Genomic DNA, 22,283 nt, shown 5'->3' with positions numbered 1-22,283 from the left:
TATGAAGAAGAAAATCACCGATATATGGAAGTTTCTTACGTATGACATCTGGCGCATTACGGAAGATGAAGTGACCCGAACCAAGTTCTCACTCTACAATATTATAAAGACCATCTATCTTTGTATCAACCGGTTTACCAAAGACCGGATGGCTAATAAAGCTTCCGCACTGACATATAGCACATTACTCGCCATTGTACCGATACTTGCCATCCTGTTTGCCGTGGCACGCGGTTTTGGATTCGACAACCTGATGGAACATCAGTTCCGCAATGGTTTCGGAGGAAATATAGAAACAACAGAGGCCATTCTCTCATTTGTCAACTCCTATCTTTCACAAACCAAAGGAGGTATTTTCATTGGAGTTGGTTTGGTCATGTTGTTATGGACGGTTATCAATCTGGTCAGCAATATTGAAATCACCTTCAACCGTATTTGGGAAGTAAAAAAAGCACGGTCCATGTATCGCAAGATTACGGATTACTTCTCTATGTTCCTATTGATGCCGATTCTAATCGTAGTGTCCGGAGGACTTTCTCTGTTTATGAGTACCATTCTCAAACAGATGGATGATTTCGTCCTGCTTGCTCCTATTATGAAATTCATGATACGGCTTATCCCTTTCGTCCTGACATGGCTGATGTTCACAGGGCTGTATATCTTCATGCCGAATACGAAAGTAAAATTCAAACACGCGCTCATTGCAGGCATTCTGGCAGGGTCTGCTTATCAGGCTTTTCAATTCCTGTATATCAACAGCCAGTTGTGGGTATCAAAGTACAACGCCATTTACGGTAGTTTTGCCGCACTTCCTTTATTTCTGCTTTGGCTGCAAATATCTTGGACAATCTGTTTGTTCGGAGCCGAATTGACGTATGCCGGGCAGAACATCCGCAGTTTTAGTTTTGACCAGGACACCCGGAATATCAGCAGACGATACCGGGACTTTATATCCATCCTGATTATGTCACTCATAGCCAAACGGTTTGAGAAGAACGAGCCTCCCTATACGGCTGCAGAAATCTCGGAAGAGCATCAGATTCCCATCCGGCTAACCAATCAGGTACTTTATCAGTTGCAGGAAATAGAATTGATTCACGAAGTATTCACTGACGAAAAAAGCGAAGAAATCGGCTATCAGCCATCAATGGATATCAATCAATTGAATGTAGCCATCTTATTGGATCGTTTGGATACATACGGTTCCGAGAATTTCAAAATTGATAAAGACGAAGAATTCAATGACGAATGGAAAGTGCTGACCGAGTCCAGAGAAGAATACTATAAAAAAGCAAGTAAAGTATTACTGAAAGATTTATAAGGAAAAGGAAGCAAGCAGTGCAACGATCTCGAAAATCAGACTTTACAACCTGATATTCTTATCTATAATAAGCCCGAAGCCAGCCTGAAAGGAGAAGACGCCCAACTGAAAGCGGCAGTAGACTATTTGCTGAAGGATTTGTCAAAAAAGAAATAAATACTACATTATTAATGCCGCTTATTCAGCGGCATTAATAATAAGTTATATATCAACACTTTAGAGGAAACACTTTTGGTTTTAAACAAACAGTCCGTTCCTTTAAAAGGAAAGCATCGTTGGTTTAAAAGGAACGTACTCTTCCTTTAAAACCAACGATGCTTTCTGTTATATGCTTATCCTAAAGAACTAAGAATATAATTATTTTTCAATCAATAACGGTTGTATGAAATCACCTTTTCTTTCGGCTTCCTCATCTTTTTGCGTTTTTCCTTTGCCGGATAGCCAATGACAATATCCAACAATAAACGTTTCGAGGCAGGAATACCGGCAAGCTGTTTCATTTCTTTTTCATCAAACCAACCCAGAATACAAGAGCCCAGTCCTTCGGCTTCAGCCGCCAAAGCAATATGAGCAGCAACTATTCCAATGTCGATCAATGGAAAATGCTTGCCTTTCACCTTTCCACCAAGCAGAGAGGTAATATTAGCAGATTCCTCTACCACCAGAATATGCACGGGAGCATCTTTAGCAAACTTATTCATCCCCAAACCAGCAGCAGCTTTCCCCGCTTTTTGGGCCAGTTCCTTATCCGTGATGACTACAAACTTCCAAGGCTGCGCATTACAGGCCGAAGGCGCCAAACGAGCAGCTTCAAGTATCCGTTCCAACTTTTCCGGCTCCACCGGACGCTGCTTATCATACGAACGGTCGCTTTGACGAGCCTGTACCAATTGAAGAAAATCCATAAGATTGCGATTTTATGATTTACAATTTACGATTGAAATTCGCTTTCGCGACAGCCAACTATTTATACTGAATCATCCGACTGATATACTTACCGATAATATCGAATTCAATATTTACCACACTGCCAATCTCAAACGTATGGAAGTTTGTATGCTCATACGTATAAGGAATGATAGCTACCTGGAAAGTATCATCGGTCGGATTACATACTGTCAGGCTAACACCGTTCACAGTCACCGAACCTTTATCCACCGTAATATATCCACGTTTCGCCATTTCCTTATCAAACGCATATTGGAAGGTAAAATACCAACTACCTTCCGCATCCTTAACATCAATACAAGTAGCAGTCTGGTCTACATGTCCCTGAACAATATGTCCGTCCAACCGGCCATTCATCATCATGCTACGTTCAACATTCACCTTATCCCCCACTTTCAGCAGACCGAGATTAGAGCGTTCCAATGTTTCTTTCATGGCAGTCACCGTATACGTATCATCTGTCAGAGTCACCACTGTCAGACACACACCATTGTGAGAAATACTCTGGTCGATTTTCAACTCATTCACAAACGAACACTTAAATGTAAAGTGTATATTCTCCTGGTCTTTCACCAGTGCTACCAAAGTAGCATATTCTTCTACGATTCCAGAAAACATAATTTCATTTACTATTTTACGATTTACTACTTACTATTTTAAGATTGAGAATACTCTCTTAATGCAAGGGTCAAAGATACGAATTAGAAAGGAGCTTAAAAAATAAGAGCAAAAAAAAATGGGGCTTTTCACAAAGCTCCATTTTTCAGTTTTCAATAGGTATTAGTTTTTTTTAAGGTAAAAAGATTGTTTTCAGGATAACGGTGCAAATATAGGCGGTTTTACCGATACTATCCAAATTATAAAACATGTCATATAACATCTTTTTGAAAATTCTTTGGATTTATTATCATTTGAAGCAAAATCTCCTGTAACTTGTCCGTTATAGGTGACAAATATAGGATAATTTTTTAAGGAGCCCTAATTTCTGTTTAAAAATCTGCCAAAAATTACTTTTCCGGGTAGTTTTCGTCCGTTTTGCCACGATGTTTTAACACTTTGGCGTCAATGAAGAAAACAATCTCCTCGGCAATATTGGTAATATGGTCTCCCGAACGTTCCAGTTTACGAAACACACTAACCAAATCTACGCAGGTATGTACAGCTTCCGGATGTTCGATGATATAGTCAGAAAGAATACCTGTCGCATCCGCATTGATTTCATCCAGCAAATTATCCTTGGCAAACACTCCCGCTGCCAGATCATTGCTTTCTTCATTTAAGGCACGCTTCGCCAGTTCCAGCATCGACAACACTTCTGCCTGCATCTCTGCCAGACGAAGACGGTTCAATAATTCCGCATCCAACACCGGCTCTTTGCAACGAAGTACAAAGCGGGCAATACCTTCCGCAAAGTCACCCAAACGTTCCAGATTCGTATTGATCTTCAGCATAGCCAATACAAAACGGAGGTCAATCGCCACCGGATTATATAATGCAATGATGTCTTCCACATCGCTATCTATCTTCAATTCAAAAGCATTCACCCGACGCTCACGAACCATCACTTGTTGAGCCAACTCCTTGTCGAGGGTCAACACAGCCTCTCCGGCACGGTCAAGCTGGTTGTACACCAAGGTCCACATTTCATCAATTTCCTTCTTCAATAGGATAAGTTCCGATTCTATAAACTTTACCATAGTCTATTATATATAAATGATTAATATTTTGCTAATGACATTTCAGAAATAATTTTCAGGCACGGATTTCACGAATTACCCGAAGCGTCCCGTTATATAATTCTGGGTAGCCTCTTTCTCCGGATTGGTGAATATCCTTTTCGTCTGATCGAATTCCACCATTTCGCCCATATAGAAAAACGCCGTCTTATCACTGACACGGGCTGCCTGCTGCATATTATGCGTAACGATTACAATCGTATAATCCTTCTTCAATTCATGGATCAGCTCCTCCACCTTAGCCGTAGAAATAGGGTCGAGTGCAGACGCAGGCTCATCCATCAGCAATACCGAAGGAGAGACAGCCATCGCACGGGCGATACAAAGCCGCTGTTGCTGTCCGCCGGACAATGCATAAGCCGACTCCTTCAACTTATCTTTCACCTCATCCCAAAGAGCCGCTCCTTTCAACGTTTCCTCCACACGATGGCGAATGAAAGCATTGTCTTTTATTCCATTAACACGAAGTCCGTAAGCTACATTCTCGAATATACTTTTCGGAAAAGGATTCGGACGCTGGAACACCATTCCTACATTCTTGCGGAGTTCGTCCACTTCCACCCCTTTCGCATATATATTATGTCCGTCGATACGGATTTCTCCCTCCAGACGGGTAGCAGGAATCAAATCATTCATCCGGTTGAAAAGCCGGAGGAAAGTAGACTTACCGCAACCGGACGGTCCGATAAAAGCGACAACCGACTTTTCCTCAATCTGCATACTGATACCCTTCAATGCATGAAAATCTCCATACCAAAAGTTCACATCACGCGCATCTATTTTCACTGTATCCATATACTAATCTAGTTTGTTTTTACTCTTTTCTCAAAATACTTTCTCAATGCATTAGCCAGCAGATTCACGAACAGGATAATCATAATCAACACCAATGCCGTACCATAAGCCAGCGGCAATTGTGCCTCCATATCCGTTCCACTCGTGGAAATCACATACAAATGGTAAGGCAATGCCATACACTGATCGAAAATACCCGTTGGCAGTTGTGGCAGGAAGTATGCGGCACAAGTAAACAGAATCGGCGCCGTCTCTCCCGAAACACGTCCCAAGGCAAGAATCAACCCTGTGATAATGTTCGGCATCCCCATCGGCAGAATGACGTGCCAGATCGTCTGCAACTTCGTTGCCCCCAAGGCCCGGCTGCCTTCACGCATACTGTCGGGAATGGCTTTCAGAGCTTCCTCCGTTGTCCGAATGACCAAAGGTACGCAAAGCAAACCTAATGTCAAAGAACCGGCCAAAATACTATCACCAAATCCCATATAATTGACAAACAGCGCCATACCGAACAATCCGAATACGATGGAAGGAATACCGCTCAAGTTATTGGTCATCACCCGGATAAAGCGTACCAACTTACCTTTCGGCGCATACTCATTCATATAAATTCCGCTCATCACCCCTATCGGAAAGGCGAACAGCGCACTCCCCACCATCAGATAGAAAGTACCGACAATAGCCGGCCATATACCGCCACCTGTCATCCCGTCCGTAGGAGCCGAAGTGATAAAATTCCAACTGATAGCGCCGATTCCTTTATAGACGATAAATCCCAGAATTGCAAACAATATCAGTACAATGCAAAGGCTCAACAGCCGGAAAATCCCGAAAGCAATTTTCTGCGAACGGTGTTTAGCTTTATTATTACTCCGTATTTCCATCTTATTTGCTACGTTTTAATCCTTTAGAGGAAATATATTCCACACTAAAGTTGATAATCAATGTGATGAAGAACAGTACGACCCCCAACAGGAACAACGCCTGATAGTGAGGTCCTCCTGCAGGAGCTTCTCCCAGTTCGGCCGCAATCGTAGCCGGAATGGTACGCAAAGGCTCAAGGATCGTTATCGGAATCACAGCCGCATTACCCGTCACCATCAATACTGCCATCGTCTCCCCGATAGCACGTCCGATACCGAGTACCACACCGGATGTAATCCCCGAAATAGAATAAGGAATCACTACCTTATATATCGTCTGCCATTGCGAAGCGCCCAATGCCAGACTCGCTTCCCGCATTGCACGCGGACAGTTGCGCATCGCGTCTTCCGTCACCGTTATAATAGTAGGCAATGCCATAATAGCCAGTACGATACTTCCCGCCAAGCCACTCTCTCCTACCGGAAGATCAAACAATTTCTGAATCAACGGAACAATGACAATTAATCCGAAAAAGCCATAAACAACGGAAGGAATACCACTCAACAGTTCGATAATCGGTTTTAGCCAGTTCCGCACTTTCGGATTTGCCACTTCAGACATATAAATAGAAACCGACAGCCCGAACGGCAAAGCAAAAAGGATGGCAAACAGGCTCACCCACAACGTCCCGGTAATCAACGGCAAAAAGCCGAATTGAGCAGCCGGAGTAGCCGTAGGAAACCATTCGGCACCCGCAAATACATCCTTTACGGAAATAGTGTTATCCTCTATGAAATGTACCGCGTCCGGATGAACAATAAACTTCTGCGGAACAAAAGCTACGATGCCGGGTGTTTTCTCCACCAGCTCCGTAATCTTATCGCCTGCATATTCATAAGCAGGTCCCAACTCCTCTTCCGTATAATACTGCGTTATATCTTCCAAACGAAAAACCCGGATAGGGAGATCTTCCCCACCGAGTTCCTTCCAGTTTGTAATCTCTTCGTCAAAAACATTTTTTATCTGTGCGGGGCTCAACACACTGACCTTGTTGCTCTTATTCAGCGCCAACACATATCCCTCTTCAATCACTTTACTCTTGAACAGCCCGAAAGCTTCAGTGAAAAGGAAGAGTACAATCAGCAAAATAGTAATACTTGTCACAAAGCCGCTACAAGTCAACATTCCTTCTATAATCTTTTCAAATACCTTTTTCATATACCTGCTATGATTTCTGATGCAAAGAAAGCGTCTCTTTATTAAGGAGGTGTGACTAACGTTTGAAGGAAATGTTTCAATCATGTTACGTTTGTGTTACAAGTACCATTTCCACTCCAGATGAAATGAAAATGTAATATCCGATTGCTTAATTTGCAACGTTAATAAAACGAAGAAATATGAAAGTGAGAAGAAACTTATTAATCGCCCTTTCCTTACTCTCGCTCGGTGCCAACGCACAACGTATTAAAGGTAGCGATACAGTACTGCCTGTCGCACAACAGACAGCAGAGCGGTTTATGAACCAGCACCCGGATGCCCGTGTCACAGTGACCGGTGGCGGAACCGGTGTAGGTATCTCCGCTTTAATGGATCATACAACGGACATCGCAATGGCTTCCCGCCCGATCAAGTTCAGCGAAAAGATGAAAATAAAAGGAGCCGGAGAAGAAGTAGACGAAGTGATTGTAGCCTACGATGCTCTTGCCGTGGTGGTGCATCCCTCCAATCCGGTAAAGCAGCTGACCCGCCAACAACTGGAAGACATTTTCCGGGGGAAGATAAACAACTGGAAACAGGTAGGCGGAGACGATCGCAAAATAGTGGTTTACTCGCGCGAAACATCGTCCGGTACTTACGAATTTTTCAAAGAGAGCGTACTGAAAAATAAAAACTACATGGCAAGCAGCCTTTCCATGCCGGCAACGGGTGCCATCATCCAGTCTGTCAGTCAGACCAAAGGAGCCATCGGATATGTCGGACTGGCATACGTATCTCCCCGTGTCAAAACGCTTTCCGTATCATACGACGACACCCACTATGCCACGCCTACGGTAGAGAACGCCACCAATAAGAGCTACCCCATCGTGCGCCCGCTTTATTACTACTACAATGTAAAAAATAAGGAACAAGTCTCCCCCCTGATTCAGTTTATTCTCTCGTCCGACGGACAGGACATTATAAAAAAGAGCGGTTATATTCCGGTTAAATAAAAAAAATGTCCTACTTTTGTAGCCTAAATACAGATAACATTAACCGTTATGACAGATATTAAAAACGAAGAAGCAGGCGAAAAGAAAAGCTTGAACTTTATTGAACAGGCAGTAGAGAAAGACTTGAAAGAAGGTAAAAATGGTGGAAAAGTGCAGACACGCTTCCCGCCCGAACCTAACGGCTACCTTCACATCGGCCATGCCAAAGCTATTTGCCTTGATTTCGGCATCGCAGAAAAACACGGCGGTGTATGTAACCTTCGTTTCGACGACACAAACCCGACCAAGGAAGATGTGGAATATGTAGAAGCTATCAAAGAAGATATTCAATGGTTGGGCTACCAGTGGGGAAACGAATACTACGCTTCCGACTACTTCCAACAATTATGGGACTTCGCTATCCGCCTGATTCAGGAGGGAAAAGCATATATTGACGAACAAAGCTCCGAACTAATCGCACAGCAAAAAGGTACTCCTACCCAACCGGGTGTGGAAAGCCCTTACCGCAACCGTCCTATCGAAGAAAGCCTCGAACTTTTTAAGAAAATGAATAGCGGCGAGATCGAAGAAGGTGCCATGGTGCTCCGTGCCAAGATTGACATGGCTAACCCGAATATGCACTTCCGCGATCCGATTATTTATCGTGTAGTGAAACACCCGCACCACCGTACAGGTACTACCTGGAAGGCTTATCCGATGTATGACTTCGCTCACGGACAGAGTGACTTCTTCGAAGGAGTAACTCACTCGCTGTGTACACTCGAATTTGTGGTACACCGTCCTCTTTACGACCTCTTCATCGACTGGCTGAAAGAAGGAAAAGACCTGAACGACAACCGTCCCCGTCAGACTGAATTCAACAAACTGAACCTAAGCTACACCCTGATGAGCAAACGTAACCTGCTCACACTGGTGAAAGAAGGACTAGTAAACGGATGGGACGACCCCCGTATGCCGACTATCTGTGGTTTTCGCCGTCGCGGTTATTCGCCGGAGTCTATTCATAAATTTATTGATAAAATCGGATATACCACATACGATGCCCTGAACGACATCGCCCTGTTGGAAAGCTCCGTTCGGGACGACCTGAACAGCCGTGCCACCCGTGTATCGGCAGTGATCAACCCGGTTAAACTAATCATCACCAACTATCCGGAAGGACAGGTTGAAGAACTGGAAGCAATCAACAACCCGGAAGACCCGGAAGCAGGAAGCCACCTGATCGAATTCAGCCGTGAACTGTGGATGGAACGCGAAGACTTCATGGAAGACGCTCCCAAGAAGTATTTCCGCATGACACCGGGACAGGAAGTACGCCTCAAAAATGCCTATATCGTAAAATGCACCGGTTGCAAGAAAGACGAAAACGGCGTAATAACAGAGGTATATTGCGAATATGACGCTAATACCCGTAGCGGTATGCCGGACGCAAACCGTAAGGTGAAAGGCACGCTCCATTGGGTAAGCTGCAATCACTGCCTGCAAGCAGAAGTACGTTTGTACGACCGCCTGTGGAAAGTGGAAAACCCACGCGACGAACTGGCTGCCATCCGCGAAGCTAAAAATTGCGAAGCACTGGAAGCCATGAAAGAAATCATCAATCCGGACTCATTGAAAGTTCTGCCCAACTGCTACATAGAGAAGTTCGCAGCTACCCTGCCTACACTCTCCTACCTGCAGTTCCAACGGATCGGTTACTTTAATATCGACAAAGAATCAACCCCGGAAAAACTGATTTTCAACCGCACAGTAGGGTTGAAAGATACGTGGGGGAAGATTAATAAATAACCTTTCACCACAGATTACACGGATTAACACAGATTTTTATTCTTTATTTCTCTAATCTGTGTTAATCCGTGTAATCTGTGGTGAACAAAATTAATAAAAATGGGTAGAAAGAACTCACCATCAGCCAAAAAGCAACTAGCCACACTTATCACAAACTACGAAAAAGCAAAAGCAGAAAACCGACAACTTTATCTGGATGCTGACCAACTGGCCGACATCGCCGACTGGTATGCCTCCGAACGGAAATTTGAAGAAGCACAAGAAGTAATCACCTACGGACTTAAGATACATCCGGGAAATACAGCTTTACTCATCGAACAAGCCTATCTCTACCTGGACACCCAAAAACTGCAAAAAGCAAAGAAAGTAGCAGATTCCATCACCGAAGATTTTGACTCGGAAGTGAAACTGCTGAAAGCCGAACTATTGCTGAATGGAGGAAAACTGGAAGAAGCCCAATGGCTATTAAGTACGATAGCGGATGCCGACGAACTGGAAACAATCATTGATGTCGTATTTCTCTATCTGGACATGGGATACCCGGACGCAGCCAAAGAATGGCTCGACCGAGGTAAATCGCGTTATGCCGAAGATGAAGAATATATGGCCCTCACAGCCGATTATCTGGCATCGACCCACCAAGTAGAATCGGCCATCATCTATTACAACAAACTCATCGACAAATCCCCTTTCAACCCTTCCTACTGGATGGGGCTGGTGAAATGTTACTTTGTTCAGGAACAAATAGACAAAGCCATCGAAGCCTGTGATTTTGCGTTGGCAGCCGACGATCAGTGTGGAGAAGCCTACGCTTATAAAGCGCATTGTTTTTTCTATCTGAACAATTCGGATGATGCCATCGAGAATTACCAAAAAGCGATCGAACTTAAATCCATCCCCCCTGAACTGGGTTATATGTTCATGGGAATATCCTACGGCAATAAAGAAGAATGGCAGAAAGCCGATGACTATTACGACAAAGTAATCGCACGTTTTGAAGAAGACGGAGACAGACAGTCTGTCCTATTAATAGACACATATACCAGCAAAGCCTTCGCCCTGTCTCATCTGGAAAGATATGAAGAAGCACATCAGCTCTGCGAGAAAGCCAAAGAGATAAACCCGAATGAAGGATTGATTTATCTGACAGAGGGAAAACTATATCTGGCAGAGGAGCTGGAAGACGAAGCAGCCTTGTCTTTCGAAAAAGCGATAGAGATTAACTCTAACATAGAAATGTGGTATATGATCGCCTCTGCTTATTCGGAAAGCGACTATCTGATAGAAGCCAAAGAATACTTTGAAAAAGCGTACCAGATGAATCCGAAATACGAAGATGTGACGGAGAAATTGAGTGTGCTTTGCCTCATGCACGGTGAAATCGACAACTTCTTTAAATACAACAAAGAATGTGAACATCCACTGGAAGAAGATATGATTCTGGATCTGTTAAATAGTCCCGAACATAGAGAGGAAGATGAAAGAACTCTCAAAGAAGTGTGGGAACGCATGAAAAAGGAGAATAAGAAAAAGAAGAAAGGGAAAAAATAAATCAGATTAATAAATTCTATCCTCAAAAAACATGGAATCAGTAGCAGAACTTCTTAAATGGGTATTAGAAAATTTGAACTATTGGGTAGTCACCATTTTTATGGCTATCGAAAGTTCTTTTATTCCCTTCCCCTCGGAAGCCGTAGTGCCACCTGCCGCATGGAAAGCTATGGCAGACGACAGTATGAATATCTTTCTCGTGGTCCTATTTGCCACCATAGGAGCAGATATCGGTGCATTAGTAAATTATTACCTGGCGCGTTGGCTGGGTCGTCCTATTGTCTATAAATTCGCCAACAGCCGTTTAGGGCACATGTGCCTTATTGACGAGGAAAAAGTACACCATGCAGAAGAATATTTCAGAAAGCACGGTGCAGCCTCCACTTTCTTTGGCCGTCTCATTCCGGCTGTACGCCAACTTATCAGTATTCCCGCAGGATTAGCCGGCATGAAATTAGGACCTTTCCTACTTTACACCACTCTCGGCGCTGCGATATGGAACAGTATATTGGCTCTACTCGGATACCTGATCTACCGGTTTACAGACCTCAAAACCACTAATGACGTCTATGTAATGGCAACCACATACAGCCACGAAATCGGCTATGTCATTATAGCAGTGGTGGTATTGGTCATCGGATTCCTGGCTTATAAAGGACTGAAGAAGAAGAAGAAAAAATAAGTATTAAGTATTAGGTATTAAGTATTACCATGACTAATACTTAATACCTAATACTTAAAAACCAATCCTTAGAAATTGAATTGAACTCCCACTCCCAAGATCTCTTTAAATTGTACACGAGATCCTTTGGTACCATCCTTTTGTACAATCTTCACATCATCGTCATACATCAGGTTAGTAGTGAGCGTGGTTGAAAACCATTTATTGATAATCATATTTATTTGCACTTCCCAGTTCACATCTATGTTCAATGGTTTATGCAGATAATCGGAATATAAATCCAAACGCGAATATACTGTCATATTCTTCAAAAATTCATATTTGGCTTCCCCTTTCAAGTTAGCACCGAAGCTGGATAACAGGTGTTTGCCCGGATCCACTCCATAGGCTCCTTCGTCCGAGAGACGGTCATTGAGAACAAATGTTCCGCGCCATGCAGCAGGAGACAATACAACGGTAAATATCTTACCGGGATCATAAGTAAAGCCCAAACCGGTAGTCAAATAAGCGGGAGCCATAAATTCGGAGATAGCAACATCCTTATTGACGGAATAGTCATATCCGGGAGAGAACTGCGTCTGGAAAGTGGCGAATGCGCTGGCATACCAACTTTTGGCAATAGCATAGCCATAATTCGTATTCAAATAAATCTTATCATTAGCCTTCCTGGTTCCGTCGTCACCGGTCTTATTCAATCCATAAGCCAGTTCGATACGATTATTCCACAAATGTTTTCCTTTCTTATAATTAATCTGATAAGTGCCCTGCAAGTCAAAGGCAACAGAGTTATCACCTCCGGCAGCCCAGTTAGTCAGGCTCACCTGTGTCAGTTTCAGTCCGGCAAATCCTTCTTTTGTCCAGGGAGAAGTTTGTGTACTATCGGCAGTTTGAGCCGACAAGGTTCCAGCACCCATACATAGCAGGGTGATGAATAAAGTTTTCATCTTGTTCATGATAGTTGAGGTTTAGTGTAGAAAAAACACAACCTAACAAGAACGGAGCCTTGGCAGTTTACCAAGCCTTTTTACCAGTTCCCATTAGGTCAAAATCTTTAAGATAAGAGCAATATTAAGTATTAGCCGTATTCGTTTATTAGCTGCAACTAATAGTTAATACCTAATACTTAATACTCCATATTCTATATTACTTTACAGCAGCTAAGGCTTTATCATAGTCAGGCTCCTGGGTAATTTCAGGAACAAGTTCCGTATAAGCAATCTTGCCATCCTTGCCAATCACAACTACCGCACGGGCCAAAAGTCCTGCTAACGGACCATCTGCCATACGCACTCCGTAACTTTCGTCGAAATCAGAGAAGCGGAAATCAGACAGTGGAATTACATTTTCAATACCTTCCGTTGTACAGAAACGACCGTGCGCAAAAGGAAGGTCCTTAGAGATAGCCAATACTACCGTATCTTTCAGTCCGGCAGCCATCTTATTAAACTTACGTACAGAGGTTGCACATACGCTGGTATCCAGACTGGGGAAAATATTTAAAATCACATTTTTACCATTCAAATCTTTCAGAGAGAAAGAAGATAAATCTGTTTTTACCAGCTCGAAGTCAGGAGCTACCTTACCTACTTGTATAAATTCACCGATTAGTTTCACCGGTTGTCCTTTGAAATTTGTTGTTGCCATAATGCATCTATATTTAAAATTTACTTTATATAGGAAACAACGATTCCCCCAAATATGTTCACGGAAAACCTTTTCTAAATTGAATTTGTTATTCCACAACGAAATCACCCTAGTATTCAATTTAAAATATAAAATGTATGGAAACTGTATTCAATGAGATTCAACATTCAGTAAAAAATTGGTGGACTTCTCTTCTTTTGGGAATCGTGTATATCATTGTAGCCCTTTGGCTCATGTTCTCACCCGTGAGCACCTATGTAGCTTTAAGTATCATTTTCAGCGTATCGATGTTGATAAGCGGTATTTTAGAAATTATCTTCGCTTTTAGCAACCGGAAAGGTGTCCCGAGCTGGGGATGGTATATCGTAGGCGGACTGATCGACCTTGTTCTGGGTATCTACCTGATTGCCTACCCAATGGTCAGCATGGAAGTCATTCCTTTTATCATAGCTTTCTGGCTTATGTTCCGCGGCTTCTCCTCCACCGGCTATTCCATCGACTTGAAACGTTACGGAACCCGCGACTGGGGCTGGTACATGGCTTTCGGTATCCTTGCCATTCTGTGTTCCCTTTTAATATTATGGCAACCCGCCATAGGAGCACTCTACGCAGTCTACATGATTTCTTTTACTTTCCTCATCATCGGACTTTTCCGTGTCATGCTTTCATTTGAACTAAAAAATCTGCATAAAAGAAAATAAAAATCTTTCGGCACTTACTTTGGTATTTTGTTTATCTTTGTAGGCAATTTACATGAATCAATTAATTAAAAAGGAAGAAAATTATGGCAATGCATACATGGTTTGAGTGCAAGATCCGTTATGAGAAAGTAATGGAAAACGGAATGCAGAAGAAAGTAACTGAACCTTATCTTGTTGATGCACTCAGCTTTACAGAAGCAGAAGCACGGATTATCGAAGAAATGACTCCGTTTATCTCCGGAGAATTTACCGTTTCGGACATCAAACGTGCCAACTATAGCGAATTATTCCCCAGTGACGAAGAAAGTGCCGACCGCTGGTTCAAATGCAAACTTATTTTTATCACGCTCGATGAAAAAAGCGGTGCGGAAAAAAAGACTTCTACTCAAGTATTGGTACAAGCTGCCGACTTGCGTGATGCAGTGAAAAAGCTGGATGAGGGCATGAAAGGAACCATGGCAGATTATCAGATCGGTATGGTATCCGAAACTCCGCTCATGGATGTATATCCTTACAGCGCCGAACCGAATGACAAACCGGAATTTGATCCGTCAAAAGCATAAGTAACAATGAGTATTGCTGACAATTTAAAGCAAGTGCTGGCCGAACTCCCTCAAGGAGTCCGGCTGGTTGCTGTCTCAAAATTCCATCCCAACGAAGCGATAGAAGAAGCATATCAGGCGGGACAGCGTATTTTTGGAGAAAGCAAAGTGCAGGAAATGACAGCTAAATACGAAAGTTTGCCGAAAGATATCGAATGGCATTTTATCGGGCACCTGCAAACGAATAAAATCAAATACATGATACCATACGTAGCGATGATTCATGGAATTGATAGTTATAAACTACTGGCCGAAGTCAACAAACAAGCTGTCAAGGCCGGACGTACTGTGAACTGCCTGTTGCAGATTCACGTTGCGCAGGAAGAAACCAAATTTGGTTTCAGTCCCGAAGAATGTAAAGAGATGCTGAATGTCGGAGAATGGAAAGAGCTGACTCATGTGCGCATCTGCGGATTAATGGGTATGGCCAGCAACACCGATTGTATTGAACAAATCAACCGGGAATTTTGTTCACTAAATAGACTCTTTAACGAGATAAAAACAACTTGGTTCACCCACTCTGATACCTTCTGCGAACTATCAATGGGAATGTCACATGACTATCACGAAGCCATTGCCGCAGGAAGTACGCTGGTACGAGTAGGAAGCAAGATTTTCGGAGAAAGAAATTATTGATTAAGTATTAAAAAACATATTGCTATGACCGATTTAAAAACTACTTTCGCAGGGCTTTCTCTTAGAAACCCTATCATCATCAGTAGCTCAGGGCTGACCAACAGTGTCGGCAAAAACAAAAAATTGGCCGAAGATGGTGCCGGTGCTATCGTTCTGAAATCACTGTTTGAGGAACAGATCATGCTGGAAGCAGATCAACTGAAAGACCCGGCATTCTATCCCGAAGCCAGTGACTATCTGGAAGAATATATCCGTGAGCACAAGTTATCTGAATACCTGACTTTAATAAAAGAAAGCAAAAAGGTATGCCCCATTCCTATCATTGCCAGCATCAACTGCTACACTGATTCTGAATGGATCGACTTTGCAAAGAAAATTGAAGAGGCTGGTGCCGACGCATTGGAAATCAATATCCTCGCCTTGCAATCAGAACTGCAATATACATACGGTTCATTCGAACAACGCCACATCGACATTCTCCGCCGCATCAAGCAGACGGTTAACATTCCCGTTATCATGAAGCTGGGTGATAACCTGACCAATCCTGTGGTATTAATCGATCAGTTGTATGCCAACGGTGCAGCCGCAGTTGTTCTCTTCAACCGCTTCTATCAACCGGACATCAACATCGAAAAGATGGAGCATATTTCAGGAGAAATATTCAGCAATGCTTCCGACCTCGCCAATCCGCTCCGCTGGATTGGAATTGCATCTGCAGTAGTAGATAAGATCGACTATGCGGCTTCCGGTGGTGTTGCCAATGCTGAATCAGTAGTGAAAGCGATCCTTGCCGGTGCTTCAGCCGTAGAAGTATGTAGCGCAGTCTATCTGAATACAAACGCATTTATTGGAGAAGCCAACCGCTTCCTCTCTGCATGGATGGAACGCAAAGGATTCGAAAATATAGCTCAATTCAAAGGCAAACTGAATATCAAAGATATTAAAGGCGTCAATACGTTTGAACGTACACAGTTCCTTAAATATTTCGGAAAGAAAGAATAAGGCAAATGAAGAATGAAAAATGAAGAATGAAGAATAAGCTGCGCTATTATGCTGCATAGTAAATTCTTCATTCTTCATTTTTCATTCTTCATTTCCTACAGCAGGTTGCTTGCCAGTTCACTCAATTCACTTCGTTCACCTTTCAGCAAATTGACGTGTGCAAAGATATTCTGGTCTTTCATACGATCAATCATATATACCAAGCCATTGGACTGACTATCCAGATAAGGTTGGTCAATCTGCTGGATATCTCCCGTAAATACCATCTTCGTACCTTCGCCTGCACGGGTGATGATTGTCTTTATTTCATTTGGGGTCAGATTCTGCGCTTCGTCAATGATGCAATACATTTCGCTCAAACTACGACCACGGATAAATGCCAGAGCTTCAATCACCAGCTGTTCGCTTTTCTGCATATCTTCTATGCGCTTCACTTCGGTAGAGTTTGCTGCAAACTGACGTTTTATCACGTTCAGATTGTCAAATAATGGTTGCATATAAGGAGCTACTTTCTCTTGTGCATCTCCCGGAAGGAAACCGATATCCTTATTGGAAAGCGCCACAACAGGACGTGCTAGCAAAATCTGTTTGTAATCCGTCAGCTTGCCCAAAGCAGCAGCCAAAGCCAGCAAAGTCTTACCTGTTCCTGCTTTTCCTGTCAGAGCTACCAGTTTGATATTCGGATCATTCAGGATCTCAAAAGCAAAACTCTGTTCCGCATTCCGGGGTTCAATTCCATAATTCTTACCCTTCATCACGCGGATAATAGAATGGGTAAAAGGATTATAGCGTGCCAATACACTATTCCGGTCACTCTTCAATACAAAACATTCATTGGGATGAATCAAATCCTTAAAGTCGAATTCACTCAAGTCAATACCTTCTTTTGAAGAATAAATACGGTCAATCAATGCAGGATCTACATTTTCGAAAATCTCATTAGATTTCTCGAACACATCTACATTTACCACCTTATCCGTAATATAATCTTCGCAAAGCAGACCGATTGAACGGGCTTTCATGCGCAGATTCACATCTTTGGTCACTAAGATAGATTTCATTTTCGGATACTTGTCGGTCAGGTATTCGGTTGCCGCCAAAATCAAATGATCGGGTTTCTTTATAGGAAACGATTCCCACACTTTGGCAGCCGGCACATTGCTTGTCACGACAAACAGACGTCCCAATCCTTCGCCAAGCTTCACTCCGTCGGAGAAAAGCTCGTCGCTTGTCAGCACATCCAATTCGCGCACGAACTCACGAGCATTGAAATTTATCTGCTCGTTTCCTTTTTTGAACTTATCCAGTTCTTCGAGTACAACAAGAGGGAGGTAAATATCATTTTCCTGAAAATTCTTCAAGCAATTGTAGTCGTGAAGAATAACATTTGTGTCTAGCACAAAATTTTTCTTAGTTCCCATGATTTCTTAGATTTAAATGTTGATATTTGCAATCTCATTCGCCAATCCCCCATTTATAGTCAGATTGACGGTTCTAAAGATAAACAAATTAGTGGGCAATAAAGATTGCCCGACGTTAAATATTATAAAACATGGACTATCAGAACACTTTAAAGTACTTATATGAGAGTGCGCCAATGTTTCAACAAATAGGAGGCAAAGCATATAAGCCGGGTTTAGAGACCACACACAAATTGGATGAACATTTTGGGCATCCTCATCAACAATTCAAGACGATACATATCGCCGGAACCAATGGAAAAGGATCCTGTTCACATACCATCGCAGCCGTATTGCAGTGCGCCGGTTACCGGGTAGGACTATTCACCTCCCCTCATTTAATCGACTTCCGCGAACGTATCCGTATCAACGGTGAGATGATACCGGAAGAGTATGTAGTCAATTTCGTAGAAGAGCATCGCTCTTTCTTCGAGCCGCTGCACCCTTCATTCTTCGAACTGACCACCGCTATGGCATTCCGTTATTTTGCCGACCAGAAAGTAGATGTAGCAGTTATCGAAGTAGGCATGGGCGGAAGATTGGACTGTACGAATATCATCCATCCGGATTTGTGTGTTATCACCAACATAGGCCTCGACCACACTCAATATCTGGGTGACACGCTGACGAAGATTGCCAAAGAGAAAGCCGGAATTATCAAAGAAGGAGTTCCGGTCGTTATCGGCAGAGCCCAAGGGGCAGTGAAACGTGTATTTACCATGAAAGCTAAAGAAAAGAATGCGCCTATCGAATATGCCCGTGAAAATGCCCGGTACTGGGACATGGAAATAGTTCCTTATTCGAAATTGCAAGAAATAAGACCGATGATGGACAACACAATTCAGAGCATGCACGAAATGATCGAAGCAATGGACGAACAATCAGAAGAAGAGGCAAACCAGATGCGGCAAGCATTACTCATGTTAGACCTGTCAGACAGTCTACGTACGCTAGACCAGATACTCGACAAAAGAAAAGATGCTATCAAAATCCACAATGAGATGTTTCCTTTCGGACTTTTCACAGAGTTGAGCGGAGCTTACCAATTCGAAAATATGTTTACCATCCTAAAAGCCCTTGCGACACTGACCCGTCTGAACTACAACATCAGATCCCAGGACTATCGCGCAGGTCTTGCAAACGTATGTCAGCTCACCGGTCTGATGGGGCGTTGGCAGAAAGTACACAGCTATCCGGATATTATCTGTGACACGGGACATAATGTTGATGGAATCGAATATATCCATGTACAGCTCAATGCCATTCACAAAACCTTCGATCAGGAGATCCATATTGTATTCGGCATGGTCAATGACAAAGACATCCGGGGGGTTCTGCGAGCATTGCCGAAATATGCCACCTATTATTTTACCAAAGCAAGCGTTAAACGCGCGCTTCCGGAAAATGAACTACTGGCATTGGCAGAAGAAGCCGGATTGAAAGGTACCACCTACCCCACTGTTGTAGAAGCTGTACAGGCGGCAAAAAAGAACTGCCCCCCCAAAGATCTGATCTTTGTAGGAGGCAGCAGTTTCATTGTCGCAGATTTGTTAGCGAACCGCGATACACTCAATCTCTACTAACGCATCCTTTGGCAGAGCTTTTACGGCAACCGCCGAACGTGTCGGAAAGGCTCCGTCAAAATACGTGGCATACACACCGTTCATCCCTGCAAACAGGGACATATCCTGAAGAAAGACAGTGGTTTTGGCAATGTTTCCCATTGTCAATCCTGCTTCTTCAAGAATGTGTTTGATATTCTCCAACGACTGGCGAGCCTGTCCTTCTATCCCTTCAGCCATCTGTCCCGTAGCGGCATCAATAGGCAACTGACCGGACACAAATACCATACCATTGGCTTCTATCGCCTGACTATAAGGGCCGATAGCCCCCGGAGCTTTCTCACTGCAAATTACTTTTTTCATATATATTTCTTTTTTCTGTTTACCGAATTTCAAAGATAAAAATAAATTTCGAGTAAGATTGACAAATCTGTTTCTTTTTATTATCTTAGCAGCTGATGAGCAAGCATAATTACGACATATTCATAAGTTACCGTAAAAGATGTTCGGGCGACAAGCCTGAAATGCTACAACTGATGCTGGAAGAATCCGGATTCCGCAAAAGGGTGAGCTTTGATAAAGACAATTTAAACGGTCGGTTTGATGTTGAGTTGATTCGCCGTATTGATGAGTGCAAAGACTTCATTATGTTTATGGTGCCGGAGACGTTTACAACGATCCGCCCGCTCAATGAAGAAGCGGTCGAGACAGGCGAAAAAGCAACATGGGACATGGAAGAAGTGGCTTTCTACGAACGGATGGCATCCTTGACCTATGAAGAGTTTGAAACGGAAATTAAGCAGATCAGCCATACCGGAGAAATCGATTTTGTCCGGATAGAATTAGGCCGTGCGTTACACCGCCGGAGTAGAAACCCCAAACAGATAAATATCATTCCGATTGCTCCGCAGGAAAGTGAAAGCTATGATTTCGCCACCCTGCAACTACCACCGGACATTAGCGGATTAAAAGATTTTCAAGCTGTATTTTACAGCAACTCACGAGTAGCCCGATTCAAAGATATAAAGGGTGACCTCCTGAAACAAATGTTATCAAAACCTTCTTATGTATCTGCCAAATGGCTTGTGATGACTTTCATTGCTCTATCATTAATAGTAGCAGGAAGCAAAACTTATACTTCCATCCAAAGAACGGCAGAACAAAAACTGGAATTCAAGGATTGCCGCACTTATGACGATTATAGTAGTTTCATAAAGAAACACCCGGACAGTCCTTTGAAATCTACATGCGACTCCATCCTGCATGAATTCAATGCACTCCGGAATGACGGACGCGCTTCCGTAAACAACACCGGAAACAGGGATATAAAAGACAGAGAGAAAGAATGGGTAGACGTAAAATGGAATCCCACAATCACACTGCCCCAGCTCCGCTCCCTGGTGGACATGATGAATAATATGCTGCTGATTCCGGCCAAAAACAAAGAATTCATCATGGGGAAAACTATGGGAAAAGGATATGACTCACCGCAGCACACCGTTGTATTAAGTTCCGATTATTATATGTGTAAATACGAAGTAACACGTTCGTTGTGGTATGCCATTATGAATGACTCCATTGTTACGGAAGAAGGCATGCTGCCTATGACACATATAACGTGGAATGATGCAGAGGCCTTCACCAAGAAACTGAACAAGCTCACCGGTTTACCTTTTTCCCTCCCTACGGAGGCGCAATGGGAGTATGCAGCCGCCGGAGGCGAAAGCTATCCTTATGCCGGTTCAGACAACATTCGTGATGTAGCCTACTATGCCTCCAATGCCAATGAACGCCTGCATCCCGTTGGCGAGAAACGCGAAAACGGATTCGATTTATACGACATGTCAGGCAACGCCGCCGAATGGTGTACAGACTGGATGAGCCGGTATGAAAATACACGGGTCACAGATCCCCAAGGTCCGGCAGAGAATCCCGGACACCATAAAAAGATAGTGAGAGGAGGCAGCTACCTGGCCAACGAACGTGATATGGACATTCGCCATCGTAGCGTACAGACTTACGATACATCAGAACCACATATCGGATTTCGTGTGGTACTTAATCCTATTCAATAACACTATGAATGCAGAATAAAAATGAGCAGGAAAACTATTTTCAGAGTATTCATCCTCCTGTTTTTTTCCATCGGAGGGCAAATGAGTGCCAATGCACAGACAACGACACCCTTTGAAACGGTGTTCGACGCCTGTAAGAAAGCATGTGAAGCATTGGACGGCGGCTTTGCCAGTGGCGAACAACTGCTGGCAGTAAGCAAAACGCTGCGTGATGCAGCCCCTATCCCATTAACCGTCAAACAAACCAAGGGCGATGTCTTGAGCCTGAAAGGACATCTGGTATTTGACTACGAATTCATTCAAGCCTGCGTTGATAATGAAACAATCTATGAAATTGCGGACAAGTATGCGGCAGAAGCGAGGATGAGAGGTGATAAGGACTCCGCCAACAAAGTAAGATTAGATACCAAAATGGTGGCTGCCGGTCAGACCTGTACTTTCGAGATTCCGAGCTGTTCGGGAACCTCGCAGATAGGCTGTGTGGCAGAGGTGAATCGCTCTTTCAGTTGGAAAATAAAGACAATCGGTTATCAATCGAAAAGTGAACGGGAATACAAATGTAATGACAGCGTCCGGAAAGGTCTTCCCTTCCGAAAAGAAAAGGTTAGCTCGGATGAACGATATAAAATCATCGTCTCGATCACCAATAAAAGCAAGAGAGACGGGAGCTTTGCCTTGATCTTATTTTAATCCACTAAAATCTCTA

Annotated in this window: 22 protein-coding genes; 12 read left to right on the top strand and 10 right to left on the bottom strand. The window is 43.3% G+C overall.

The window, feature by feature from the left end; genetic code table 11:
• Nucleotide 1: 1 nt before the first annotated feature.
• Nucleotides 2-1,321 carry a YihY/virulence factor BrkB family protein gene (locus BSAG_RS16430; RefSeq protein ID WP_004317635.1) on the top strand — a complete coding sequence of 440 codons (1,320 nt, stop codon included), beginning with the start codon at nucleotides 2-4 and terminating at the stop codon, nucleotides 1,319-1,321.
• A 368-nt stretch (nucleotides 1,322-1,689) separates the two neighbouring features.
• On the opposite strand, the gene BSAG_RS16435 is transcribed toward BSAG_RS16430, so the two are convergent.
• The 6 genes from BSAG_RS16435 to pstC form a co-directional block, all read right to left on the bottom strand.
• Nucleotides 1,690-2,226, bottom strand: a complete 537-nt coding sequence (locus tag BSAG_RS16435; protein WP_004317633.1) for a nitroreductase family protein — start codon at nucleotides 2,224-2,226, stop codon at nucleotides 1,690-1,692.
• Between the two features lie 58 nt (nucleotides 2,227-2,284).
• A complete protein-coding gene (locus tag BSAG_RS16440) occupies nucleotides 2,285-2,887 on the bottom strand; it encodes a riboflavin synthase (protein WP_004317631.1) in 603 nt (200 codons plus the stop codon).
• Nucleotides 2,888-3,276: 389 nt separating this feature from the next.
• Nucleotides 3,277-3,966: a phosphate signaling complex protein PhoU gene (gene phoU / locus BSAG_RS16445; protein WP_004317629.1), complete on the bottom strand. Its 690-nt coding sequence runs from the start codon at nucleotides 3,964-3,966 to the stop codon at nucleotides 3,277-3,279.
• A gap of 75 nt (nucleotides 3,967-4,041) precedes the next feature.
• Entirely contained in the window at nucleotides 4,042-4,800 is a 759-nt protein-coding gene (pstB, locus tag BSAG_RS16450) for a phosphate ABC transporter ATP-binding protein PstB (protein WP_008771190.1), read from the bottom strand.
• Nucleotides 4,801-4,808: 8 nt separating this feature from the next.
• Entirely contained in the window at nucleotides 4,809-5,684 is an 876-nt protein-coding gene (pstA, locus tag BSAG_RS16455) for a phosphate ABC transporter permease PstA (protein ID WP_004317625.1), read from the bottom strand.
• A 1-nt stretch (nucleotide 5,685) separates the two neighbouring features.
• Nucleotides 5,686-6,882, bottom strand: a complete 1,197-nt coding sequence (pstC, locus tag BSAG_RS16460; RefSeq protein WP_004317623.1) for a phosphate ABC transporter permease subunit PstC — start codon at nucleotides 6,880-6,882, stop codon at nucleotides 5,686-5,688.
• A 179-nt stretch (nucleotides 6,883-7,061) separates the two neighbouring features.
• On the opposite strand from pstC, the gene BSAG_RS16465 reads away from it, so the two are divergent.
• From BSAG_RS16465 to BSAG_RS16480, 4 genes are all read left to right on the top strand, one after another.
• Complete coding sequence (locus tag BSAG_RS16465) at nucleotides 7,062-7,874, top strand: phosphate ABC transporter substrate-binding protein (protein ID WP_004317621.1); 813 nt, start codon at nucleotides 7,062-7,064, stop codon at nucleotides 7,872-7,874.
• 48 nt (nucleotides 7,875-7,922) lie between these two features.
• Nucleotides 7,923-9,662, top strand: coding sequence for a glutamine--tRNA ligase/YqeY domain fusion protein (locus BSAG_RS16470; protein ID WP_004317618.1), 1,740 nt, complete (start codon nucleotides 7,923-7,925; stop codon nucleotides 9,660-9,662).
• 99 nt (nucleotides 9,663-9,761) lie between these two features.
• Nucleotides 9,762-11,213, top strand: a complete 1,452-nt coding sequence (locus BSAG_RS16475; protein WP_004317616.1) for a tetratricopeptide repeat protein — start codon at nucleotides 9,762-9,764, stop codon at nucleotides 11,211-11,213.
• Nucleotides 11,214-11,244: 31 nt separating this feature from the next.
• Nucleotides 11,245-11,895 carry a DedA family protein gene (locus BSAG_RS16480; RefSeq protein ID WP_004317614.1) on the top strand — a complete coding sequence of 217 codons (651 nt, stop codon included), beginning with the start codon at nucleotides 11,245-11,247 and terminating at the stop codon, nucleotides 11,893-11,895.
• A 68-nt stretch (nucleotides 11,896-11,963) separates the two neighbouring features.
• Here BSAG_RS16480 and BSAG_RS16485 read toward each other — a convergent pair whose 3' ends face one another.
• On the bottom strand, nucleotides 11,964-12,848 hold the full coding sequence (locus tag BSAG_RS16485) for a DUF3078 domain-containing protein (protein ID WP_004317613.1): 885 nt from the start codon (nucleotides 12,846-12,848) through the stop codon (nucleotides 11,964-11,966).
• 190 nt (nucleotides 12,849-13,038) lie between these two features.
• On the bottom strand, nucleotides 13,039-13,539 hold the full coding sequence (gene tpx, locus BSAG_RS16490) for a thiol peroxidase (RefSeq protein WP_004296650.1): 501 nt from the start codon (nucleotides 13,537-13,539) through the stop codon (nucleotides 13,039-13,041).
• Between the two features lie 137 nt (nucleotides 13,540-13,676).
• Between tpx and BSAG_RS16495 the strand changes: the two genes are divergently transcribed.
• The 4 genes from BSAG_RS16495 to BSAG_RS16510 all read left to right on the top strand — a co-directional run bounded on the left by BSAG_RS16495 (nucleotide 13,677) and on the right by BSAG_RS16510 (nucleotide 16,480).
• Nucleotides 13,677-14,240, top strand: a complete 564-nt coding sequence (locus tag BSAG_RS16495; RefSeq protein WP_004317609.1) for an HdeD family acid-resistance protein — start codon at nucleotides 13,677-13,679, stop codon at nucleotides 14,238-14,240.
• Nucleotides 14,241-14,323: 83 nt separating this feature from the next.
• Complete coding sequence (locus BSAG_RS16500) at nucleotides 14,324-14,803, top strand: DUF4494 domain-containing protein (protein ID WP_004296648.1); 480 nt, start codon at nucleotides 14,324-14,326, stop codon at nucleotides 14,801-14,803.
• A 6-nt stretch (nucleotides 14,804-14,809) separates the two neighbouring features.
• Complete coding sequence (locus tag BSAG_RS16505) at nucleotides 14,810-15,478, top strand: YggS family pyridoxal phosphate-dependent enzyme (protein ID WP_004317605.1); 669 nt, start codon at nucleotides 14,810-14,812, stop codon at nucleotides 15,476-15,478.
• A gap of 24 nt (nucleotides 15,479-15,502) precedes the next feature.
• Entirely contained in the window at nucleotides 15,503-16,480 is a 978-nt protein-coding gene (locus tag BSAG_RS16510) for a dihydroorotate dehydrogenase-like protein (protein WP_004317603.1), read from the top strand.
• 95 nt (nucleotides 16,481-16,575) lie between these two features.
• Here the strand turns inward: BSAG_RS16510 and BSAG_RS16515 are convergent, their stop codons facing one another.
• Nucleotides 16,576-17,901 (bottom strand): PhoH family protein, encoded by a 1,326-nt coding sequence (locus BSAG_RS16515; protein WP_004315316.1) that lies wholly within the window; start codon nucleotides 17,899-17,901, stop codon nucleotides 16,576-16,578.
• A 131-nt stretch (nucleotides 17,902-18,032) separates the two neighbouring features.
• On the opposite strand from BSAG_RS16515, the gene BSAG_RS16520 reads away from it, so the two are divergent.
• A complete protein-coding gene (locus BSAG_RS16520) occupies nucleotides 18,033-19,523 on the top strand; it encodes a bifunctional folylpolyglutamate synthase/dihydrofolate synthase (RefSeq protein WP_004303885.1) in 1,491 nt (496 codons plus the stop codon).
• On the opposite strand, the gene BSAG_RS16525 is transcribed toward BSAG_RS16520, so the two are convergent.
• Nucleotides 19,491-19,865, bottom strand: coding sequence for a RidA family protein (locus BSAG_RS16525; RefSeq protein WP_004315314.1), 375 nt, complete (start codon nucleotides 19,863-19,865; stop codon nucleotides 19,491-19,493). The genes BSAG_RS16520 and BSAG_RS16525 overlap by 33 nt on opposite strands.
• Nucleotides 19,866-19,960: 95 nt before the next feature.
• Here BSAG_RS16525 and BSAG_RS16530 point away from each other — a divergent pair, with 95 nt between their 5' ends.
• Nucleotides 19,961-21,577, top strand: a complete 1,617-nt coding sequence (locus BSAG_RS16530) for a formylglycine-generating enzyme family protein (RefSeq protein ID WP_008020296.1) — start codon at nucleotides 19,961-19,963, stop codon at nucleotides 21,575-21,577.
• A 21-nt stretch (nucleotides 21,578-21,598) separates the two neighbouring features.
• Nucleotides 21,599-22,267 (top strand): hypothetical protein, encoded by a 669-nt coding sequence (locus BSAG_RS16535; protein WP_004310258.1) that lies wholly within the window; start codon nucleotides 21,599-21,601, stop codon nucleotides 22,265-22,267.
• Nucleotides 22,268-22,283: the final 16 nt, after the last annotated feature.

Origin of the sequence: Bacteroides sp. D1 (assembly GCF_000157095.2) — a bacterium.
GTDB classification, from domain to species: Bacteria; Bacteroidota; Bacteroidia; order Bacteroidales; family Bacteroidaceae; genus Bacteroides; species Bacteroides xylanisolvens.
This window is presented reverse-complemented; position numbering and strand designations above follow the sequence as displayed.